9 protein-coding genes are annotated in these 7,834 nt (G+C 64.0%); 5 read left to right on the top strand and 4 right to left on the bottom strand.

All coding sequences use genetic code 11. The features are described 5' to 3' along the window. Positions 1 to 155: 155 nt before the first annotated feature. From ACFQDI_RS23615 to ACFQDI_RS23600, 4 genes are all read right to left on the bottom strand, one after another. Complete coding sequence (locus ACFQDI_RS23615; protein WP_377171665.1) at positions 156 to 746, bottom strand: hypothetical protein; 591 nt, start codon at positions 744 to 746, stop codon at positions 156 to 158. A gap of 71 nt (positions 747 to 817) precedes the next feature. After that, entirely contained in the window at positions 818 to 1,756 is a 939-nt protein-coding gene (locus tag ACFQDI_RS23610) for a 2-hydroxyacid dehydrogenase (RefSeq protein ID WP_377171663.1), read from the bottom strand. Positions 1,757 to 1,855: 99 nt separating this feature from the next. Continuing rightward, the gene (locus ACFQDI_RS23605) at positions 1,856 to 2,284 is read right to left on the bottom strand and encodes a c-type cytochrome domain-containing protein (protein ID WP_377171661.1); all 429 of its coding nucleotides are present in this window, start codon (positions 2,282 to 2,284) and stop codon (positions 1,856 to 1,858) included. A gap of 45 nt (positions 2,285 to 2,329) precedes the next feature. Beyond that, positions 2,330 to 2,710 carry a globin domain-containing protein gene (locus ACFQDI_RS23600; protein WP_377171659.1) on the bottom strand — a complete coding sequence of 127 codons (381 nt, stop codon included), beginning with the start codon at positions 2,708 to 2,710 and terminating at the stop codon, positions 2,330 to 2,332. 232 nt (positions 2,711 to 2,942) lie between these two features. Here ACFQDI_RS23600 and msrA point away from each other — a divergent pair, with 232 nt between their 5' ends. The 5 genes from msrA to ACFQDI_RS23575 all read left to right on the top strand — a co-directional run bounded on the left by msrA (position 2,943) and on the right by ACFQDI_RS23575 (position 7,780). Next, positions 2,943 to 3,611: a peptide-methionine (S)-S-oxide reductase MsrA gene (gene msrA, locus ACFQDI_RS23595; protein ID WP_377171657.1), complete on the top strand. Its 669-nt coding sequence runs from the start codon at positions 2,943 to 2,945 to the stop codon at positions 3,609 to 3,611. A gap of 173 nt (positions 3,612 to 3,784) precedes the next feature. Then, positions 3,785 to 4,789: a GumC domain-containing protein gene (locus tag ACFQDI_RS23590; protein WP_377171655.1), complete on the top strand. Its 1,005-nt coding sequence runs from the start codon at positions 3,785 to 3,787 to the stop codon at positions 4,787 to 4,789. Next, on the top strand, positions 4,786 to 5,805 hold the full coding sequence (locus tag ACFQDI_RS23585; RefSeq protein ID WP_377171653.1) for a GumC domain-containing protein: 1,020 nt from the start codon (positions 4,786 to 4,788) through the stop codon (positions 5,803 to 5,805). The genes ACFQDI_RS23590 and ACFQDI_RS23585 overlap by 4 nt, the downstream gene beginning before the upstream one ends. Positions 5,806 to 5,894: 89 nt before the next feature. Next, a complete protein-coding gene (locus ACFQDI_RS23580) occupies positions 5,895 to 7,232 on the top strand; it encodes a DUF2157 domain-containing protein (RefSeq protein ID WP_377171651.1) in 1,338 nt (445 codons plus the stop codon). Then, the gene (locus ACFQDI_RS23575; protein WP_377171649.1) at positions 7,229 to 7,780 is read left to right on the top strand and encodes a GDYXXLXY domain-containing protein; all 552 of its coding nucleotides are present in this window, start codon (positions 7,229 to 7,231) and stop codon (positions 7,778 to 7,780) included. The genes ACFQDI_RS23580 and ACFQDI_RS23575 overlap by 4 nt, the downstream gene beginning before the upstream one ends. Positions 7,781 to 7,834: the final 54 nt, after the last annotated feature.

Here is a 7,834-nt window from a genome sequence, read left to right as displayed (position 1 = left end):
GTGCCCGCAGGCTCCCCGGAACGCTCTGCGGCAGGTTGGTGTAAAGGGCCAGCCTGCCGCAGCATCCAGACTGCGGCCAGCTTAGCCGCAATCACGATTGCAGAACAACCCCATCATACAAGGAGTGCCCGTCGTACTTCAGAAGAGCAACTGCCTCAGCGTTCCGCCACCGGGTCCTTGCCCACAAAGATGCCCAGCACCGCACCGCCGATGACCCAAGTGATCAGGTGATCCGCGATGTTCACCACCGTGTCACGCACGGGATTTTCAAACCAGATCCACATCGGCATGTCCGCCGCCAGTCCGGCAAACAAGCCCGCCGCCGCCACAAACGCGATGCGCGCCGGATAAAACAGCGCCGTCTGGGACAGCAGCGCCGCGATCAAAAAGGAGCACACCAGGCTGCGGATGAAGCTCAGAGTCAGGTTCATCCCCATGCTCACATCCGCCCTGCCCGGACGCACGATGGCATACACATAGGGGCCGTCCTTGACCGCCTGCCGCTGCTTGGCCTCAAAGGCTTTCTTCTCCTCGGCGGTGGCGATCTTTGGCGCCTCGCCCATGTCTGGCAGCAGGTAGATGCCATGGCCGGAGGTCGCGTTGGCCTTGATCACTTCCGCCACCTTGGACTCATCCCGGAAGGCACGGAATCCGTTTTGATGCCAGCCGAGGGCTGTCCACGAAACCGCCTCCCAGGCGAAAACGGCGATGGCGGCGAGAACTGCTCCGAGAATGATTTTGCCCATGGAGATTTTAATAGTGGCTCAATCTGGAAGGGCAAGCAGGCAATCGGCCAAAACCTCCGGCAGTGGCAGCCTCAGCACACCGGCGTCAGCAGTGCCGCGCCGCTGAAATGCGCCGCCAGATTTTCCACCACCAGCCGGGCCATCTCGGCGCGCGTCTCATGCGTGCCGCTGCCCAGGTGTGGCAGGAGCACCGCGTTTTCGCACTGCATCAGAGCCTCAGGCACCTGAGGCTCGTTTTCAAAGACGTCCAGCCCGGCGCCGCGGATCGTGCCGTTTTGCAGCGCCGTGATCAGCGCCGCCTCGTCCACCACCGACCCGCGCGCGATGTTGATCAGCGTCCCCTTCGCGCCCAGCGCCGCCAGCACCTCGGCATTGATGAGGTGCTTCGTCGCCGCGCCACCCGGGCAGGCCACCACCAGGAAATCTGCCGCCTGTGCCAGCGCGACCAGCGAGTCTGCATACTCCCAGCCCACCTCCTGCCGCGTGCGGCCGTGGTAGTAGATCTGCATCCCGTGTGCCTCCAGCCGGCGCGCGATCGCCTTGCCGATGCGCCCCAGGCCCACGATGCCCGCCCGCTTGCCATGCAGCGCATGCGCCAGCGGAAAGGCCCCCTTCAGCCAGGAGCCGGCATGCAGGAAACGATTCGCCGCGACCAGCCTGCGGCTAGTCATCAGCACCAGCGCGCTGGCCGTGTCCGCCACATCCTCCGTCAGCACGTCCGGCGTGTTCGTCACGCGGATGCCGTGCGCCTTGCACCAGTCCACCGGCACGCCGTCATAGCCCACGCCAAACACGCTCATGATTTCCAGCTTGGGCAGCTGCTCCAGCAGCGCCACCGGGGCCACGCTGCCGCCGGCCATCACGATGGCGCGGATCTCCGGCCCCACCTGCGCCAGCAGCCCCGCCTTGTCCTGCGCATGAAAGTAGTCATGGCACACATGCGCCGCCAGCAGCGGCTGCATGAGGAAGTCTGGCAGAGGGGCGAGAATGAGAGCGGGGGTCTTGTCCATGAGGCGGGAGGTTTAAACGCGGAAGAATGCGAATATCCGAGAATTTTCACGAATAACACAGGCCTGGAATATTCGCCGTCAGAAATCCGGCTCCCACCTTCACGCGTGCGGCTTCTTCCACTCCTGCGGCGGCACCAGACGCACACCCTCTGGCCAGTCGGCCCCCTGCAGGATCCAGTCGTGTATGATCTGCTCGTATTCCCGCTCCAGCCGCTCGGGGGTGGGTGGCATGGCCACGGGGCTCTCGTGCCCCAGCAGCAGTACGCGGTAGAGCAGGCTCTTGTGCGGGGAGCCCGGCACGATCACCGGCCCGCTGCGCCCGCCCTTCATCGCCGCCGCCTTCGTCTCCAGGTTCAGCCCGCCGGTCAGGTAGCGCGGCTGGTGGCACTCCAGGCAGCTCGTCTCCAGGATGGGTTTCACCTGGTGCTCAAAGCTCACTTTCTCGCGGTTCCGGCGCGCGAGATCCAGCACTCCGCAGGCAGGGAGCATGAGCGCGAGCGTCACTGTGGGGAAAAGAAAGCGTTTCATGGGAGGATGACTGAGTTTGGGGTTTTCGCATCACACGCAGATGCTTCAGCCTTCGCGGTTCCGCATCATATCCGCCACCTGGGCAAAGAACAGGCCGATGGTCTGCCCCTCGGCGGCAGGCACCGCCACCTCCTGCATCGCCTCCGTCATGAGCTTCATCCAGCGGTCGCGCTCCGCCTCGCCGATGGGGAAAGGCATGTGCCGGCCGCGCAGGCGCGGGTGCCCGCGCTCCTCGATGTAGGTCTGCGGCCCGCCAAAGCGGTACACGATGAAGTCCGCCAGCCGCTTCTCCGCATTCTCCCAGTCGTCCGGCGGGTACATCACGCCGATGAGGTCATCCACACGTACACGCCGGTAAAATGCCGTCACCATGTCGCGCAGCTTCGTTTCGCCCACACGGGCGCAGAGGGTCGAGAGTTCATCCATGCAGGCAGAGTAGAGACAGCCGAAAAAAGCGAAAGAGAACAAAAAAGCGCAGGCTGGAAAATCAGCCGCCTCTTTTGTCTGCCATCGGGTCATTCTTGCGTGCCCGCCTTTTTCCGGCTCTTTCCTCCTTCCCGGCCGCCCATTCCGAGCTTTTCAGGAATTCTGCCGAAAGTTTCGCCTCTCATGACACGGATCATTGACTCACCGTCCCACCCCCGTTCGTATCAGTTCCATGAAAACCGCCCTCGCCCTCCTCACCACCTTTCTCATGGCCTCCCTCGCCCCGCACGCCACAGCCGCAGATGCCCCCAAAACTGAAACCGCCGTCATCGGTGGCGGCTGCTTCTGGTGCGTGGAGGCGCAGTACCTCCTCGTCAAAGGCGTCAAAAACGTCGTCAGCGGCTATGCCGGCGGCAAAACGGAAAATCCGACCTATGAAGACGTCTGCACCGGAGACACCGGCCACGCCGAAGTCATCAAGATCGAGTTTGACCCCGCCGTCGTCACCTACAAGGAGATCATCGACCTCTTCTGGGACGCGCACGACCCCACCAGCGTGACCAAGGAGGACGGCGTCTATCACGGCAAGTTCCTGCCCAAGGGCACCGCCTACCAGGGCAACGACTACGGCACCCAGTACCGCTCCGCCATCTACTACACCACCGAGGAGCAGCACAAGATCGCCGAGGCCTCCAAGGCTGAGGTGCAGAAGAAGTGGAAGGACCCCATCGCCACCGAGATCGCCCCGCTGAAGAAGTTTTACCCCGCCGAGGACTACCACCAGAACTTCAAGGCTCTCAATCCGAACCAGGGCTACGTGCGCGCCGTCGTCACCCCCAAGACCGAGAAGTTCAAGCACAAGCTCGAGGAGAAGGGCAAGATCAAGCCCGAGGCGAAGTAACCGCGCCCCGCACCGCATTTCCGCGAAGCCCAGGCCGTGAGGTCTGGGCTTTTTTCGTCGCAGCCCGGGTGGCGTGTTTGAACGGGGCTAGGAAACCTGCGCTCAAAGCCTAGGCTTCGGATTTATCTTGCCACCGGTCTGTTATTCGGGAGAGATCGGGACAACTACTGCCCATGAGGTTTAATCTTCTGTTTTGGATCATCCTTGCCTGCGGGTTCCTCGGCGGCGTCTTTCTGGGGGTCCGCTGGCAGGCACGCCAGCCGCAGGACATCCGGCCGGAATTTCGCTCGCTCGCAAGGCTGGTCGTCACCTGGGACCAGGGTGCAAAGGACGGGGGCCAGGCGGTCAGTGCGGACTTTTACGGCACCTGCATCGAAACGCTGGAGTCGGCGGAAATGAAAAGACGTGCGCTGGAACGTGTGCGCATCCTGAACCGCGACCTGAAGGAACAGGACGTGGATATTCGCGCGGCGAGGAAGCCGGGCTCGGGAATCATCAGCGTCCTCGCCACGGGAGATGAGGCGAAATACACCCGTGTCTTTCTCGACGCCCTGCTGGATGAATACCTCTCCTCCCTGCAGTCTGTGCGAGAGGCAAGGCAGGGCCGGGTGCTGCAGGTCAGCCTGGAGGAAGTGGTCGCCCTGCAAAAAAGCATGGAGGAGGCGGTTGTCGGGCGTGCCCGCGCCCGGGCTGCCGTGCCTGCAGCCGAGGGGCCGGCCGAACTCGAACGGCTCACCGCCAGGCTCATCAAGCTCCGCGACGAGCGCGACGATCTGCGTGCCCAGAGCCGGAAGAGCGCTGCGGCGGAGCCCGAGCTGCGCACCACGCAGGCGCTCAAAGCCGTGGAGCAGGAAATCTCCAGCCAGGAAGAGCATGCCAAACGACTCGGCACGGCACTGCAGGAGCTTCAGGGTTTTGAGGAGTTGCGCACTGCGGTGGTGAAACGCTATGAGACCAAGCTTGCCGAAGTCGAAGCCCTGCAGAAGCAGTTTGCCCTGGAGACGGGCCCGGTGGCCATCCAGGAACGCGCCACCGCCGCAAGCATGACCCTCTTCAGCCCCACGCTCCCGGTTTTCGCCGGCGGCTTCTTCGGGGGTGCCCTGGGCGGCGTGGCCGGGCTCATCGCCGCATGCATCGCCTCCTGGCGCCCTTCTAAAACCGCCCCCCTTGAATCATGAGCATCGTCCGCATCATACTCCGTATCGTCATCGTTTTGGCCTTCATGCTGGTGGGGGCCTACCTGGGGTTCCGGCGGCAGATCAAGTTTGCCCTGGACAGGCCGTCGGTGTTTTGTTCGCTGGCCAAGGTCGTGGCGGGCGGGAATCTCAGCAGTGGCGGCCCGCAATGGAAGGAGGTGCAGCAGGACTTTTACGGCACCATCAGGGAGACCTTGGAAAGCGCCGAGATGAAGCGCCGCGCCATGGAACGCGTGCGGGCCCTGAACCCCGACGTGGCGGAGTGCGACGTCGGCACCCGCGCTGTGCAGACCCCGGGCAGCGCCATCATCACGATCATGGCCACCGGCGCGGAGCCCAAGTACACGCGCCTCTTTCTCGATGCCCTGCTCGATGAGTTCATCGCCTTCCGGCAGTCCATCCGCGAGCAGTCGCAGGGCAAGGTGCTGCAGCAGTTTTTGCAGGAGGTGGTGACCAAGCAGAAGGCCATGGAAGACACCCTGGCCAGGCTCGAGAAAGCGCGTGCGAAGGTGGACACGCTCAGCGTGAAGTCGGACATCGAGCGGCTCGTGGCACGCCTCAGCGCCCTGCGCAACCAGCGCGACGACCTCCGCCTCAAGATCAAGGCTTTGAAGGATGGCGACGCCGGCCGTGCAGGGTGGCAGACCGAGCTCTCGACCACCGAGGCAGGCATCGGCGAGATCGAAAAAGACCTCGCACGCTGGGAGCCTGACCTCGCCGAACTGCGCACCCTCCAGCAGCAGGCCGAAACCAGCAAGCTCGCCTACGAAAAGCTCTTCAGCGTGGTTGAGAACATCCAGGCCATTTTCAACACCAGCGCCGACTACGTCGCCGTCCAGGAGCGTGCCACGCCTGCCTTTGAGCAAGTGGAAGACTGGGTCATGCCCGCCGCTGCCGTGGCCCTTGCAGGCGGCCTGCTGTTTGGCTTCACCGGGCTGCTGCTCAGCCTCATCCTCGTGCGCGCTCCCAGGCCATCCCGGATCCCGGAGGCCATCTGATCCGGTCAATCAATCAATCCATCCATTGAGCAAATCAATTCGCACCGGCCCGTTGTTTCACGCAGGGTGGCTGCAGTCCGTTTCCTGCCATGAGCAACAATCATCAACGCTGGCTCCTCGAACAGCTCCCGCAGTGGGAGCGTGAAGGTCTTCTCACCCCCGATGCGGCGCGCACCCTGCGCGACCGCCATGCCGTGGACGACTCCCAGCCCGGCGCGGCGCAGATCGTCATGGGCGCGCTCGGGGCCCTGCTCATCGGCAGCGGCCTCATTGCAATCATCGGGTTCAACTGGGACGACTTCACACGCCCGGTGCGGCTCATGTTTGCCTTTGGGCCGCTGCTGCTCGCGCAGCTCTTCAGCTTCCGGGCTTTGCAGCGTGGTGAGGCCACCGCGCCCTGGGTGCGGGAGACGGCGGGGCTGCTCCAGGCGCTGGCCACGGGCGCGTGCATCGCGCTCGTCTCGCAGATCTACAATCTCGGCGGCGAGTGGCCGGACTTCCTCTTCTGGTGGCTGCTGCTCAGCCTGCCGCTCGTCTGGGTGCTGCGCTCCGGCTCGGTGGCCATCTTTTACCTCATCGGCATCGCGGTGTGGAGCGTGAACCAGGTGGAGCATGGCAGGCCGTGGTATGACAGTCCCCTGCTCTACCCGCTGCTGCTGCTGGGCCTGCTGCCCTGGTGGCCCGGCTGGAAAAACCCTGGCACCCTTTCCCTCTCCGTGCGCTGGGTCATGACGCTCAGCGCCATCTTCGGCCTGTGCAGCGCGGAGGTTTTTGCCTGCGACCGCAGCCAGGAGCATTACGGCTACTACGAGGACTCCTTCTTCTGGCTCTGGACGCTCACCGCAGCGGCGCTGACCCTCCTGCCGCTCAGTCAAAACTGCCTCGACGAGCCCACCCGCCGCAAGCCGCAGGTGCTGCTGGGCGGTCTCTGGCTGCTGGGCTATGGCGTGGCCGCGACTTTCCGGGATGCCAGCGGTGACATCCTGCGGGGTGTGCCCTATGCCCTGCGTCTGCCCTGGTGCTGGGGCCTGCTGACCGTGCTGGCCGTGTTTGTCGTTCTGGCCTTCCTGCGCCGGCGCTGGGCGGTGCTGGCCATCGCTTCGATTTCCCTGCTGCCCCTGCTCATGATCCCGCTCCATCGTCCTGATGTCCGGTCAGACGGCACGCTGCTCTCCTGGCTGGCGCTGCTGCATCTGGCGGCCATCGGCATCACGCTCATCGTGCTGGAGTTTGCCGGGAAAAAAGGCGCGCCGCGTCTCGGCGCCACGTTGCTCTCCGTGCTCATCATCGCCCGCATGGCGGACAGCGACCTCTCACTGCTGACCAAAGGAGTGGCCTTCATCGGCGTCGGCATCGCCTTCCTGGGCTTCAACATCCTCATGGGCCGCCTGCTCAAACAGAAAGCCTCCACGTCTCTCCCCGCATGAAAACGCTTCCCCTCATCCTCTTTGCCATCGCTGCGCTGGCGCAGTGGGCGGCGCCTCTGTCCCAGATCTGGACGCACGAGCAGGTGCTGGCCAAAGGCACGCTCATCAGGCTCATGTGCCAGGCGCCCGATCCCTACGATCCTCTGCGCGGGCGCTACCTGGCCGTGCGCCCGGATTTGCAGGAGGTCACCGTGCCTGCGGGTGTCAAAGTGGAGAAAGGCATGCAGGTGTATGTGCAGCTCACCAGCGGGGCAGATGGTCTGGCCACCCTCTCCGGCCTCTCTCTGACGCCGCCTGCCAGCGGTGACTTCATCCGCGTCAAAGCCCGCTATGTGTATAACGACAAAGTGTCCTTCGACTGGCCCTTTGATCGCTTTTACATCAACGAAAAGCTCGCCCCTGAAGCCGACAAATGGTTCTCCGAAAACATCCGCACCGCCAAAGGCATCACCGCCGAGGTGCGCGTGTACAACGGCCGCGCCGTGCTCGCAGACCTGAGCCTCGACGGCAAGCCCTTCCGCGAGATCCTCAAGGAACGGGTGAAGTAGTATGATGGTCACTCCTGACGTCGATCAGCGCTCCCGCTGCCTCCCCTGCATTCG

Source organism: Prosthecobacter fluviatilis (assembly GCF_042655725.1).
GTDB lineage: Bacteria > Verrucomicrobiota > Verrucomicrobiia > Verrucomicrobiales > Verrucomicrobiaceae > Prosthecobacter > Prosthecobacter fluviatilis.
The sequence above is the reverse complement of the archived record's forward strand: the minus strand, read 5'-3'. Positions and strand labels throughout refer to the sequence as shown.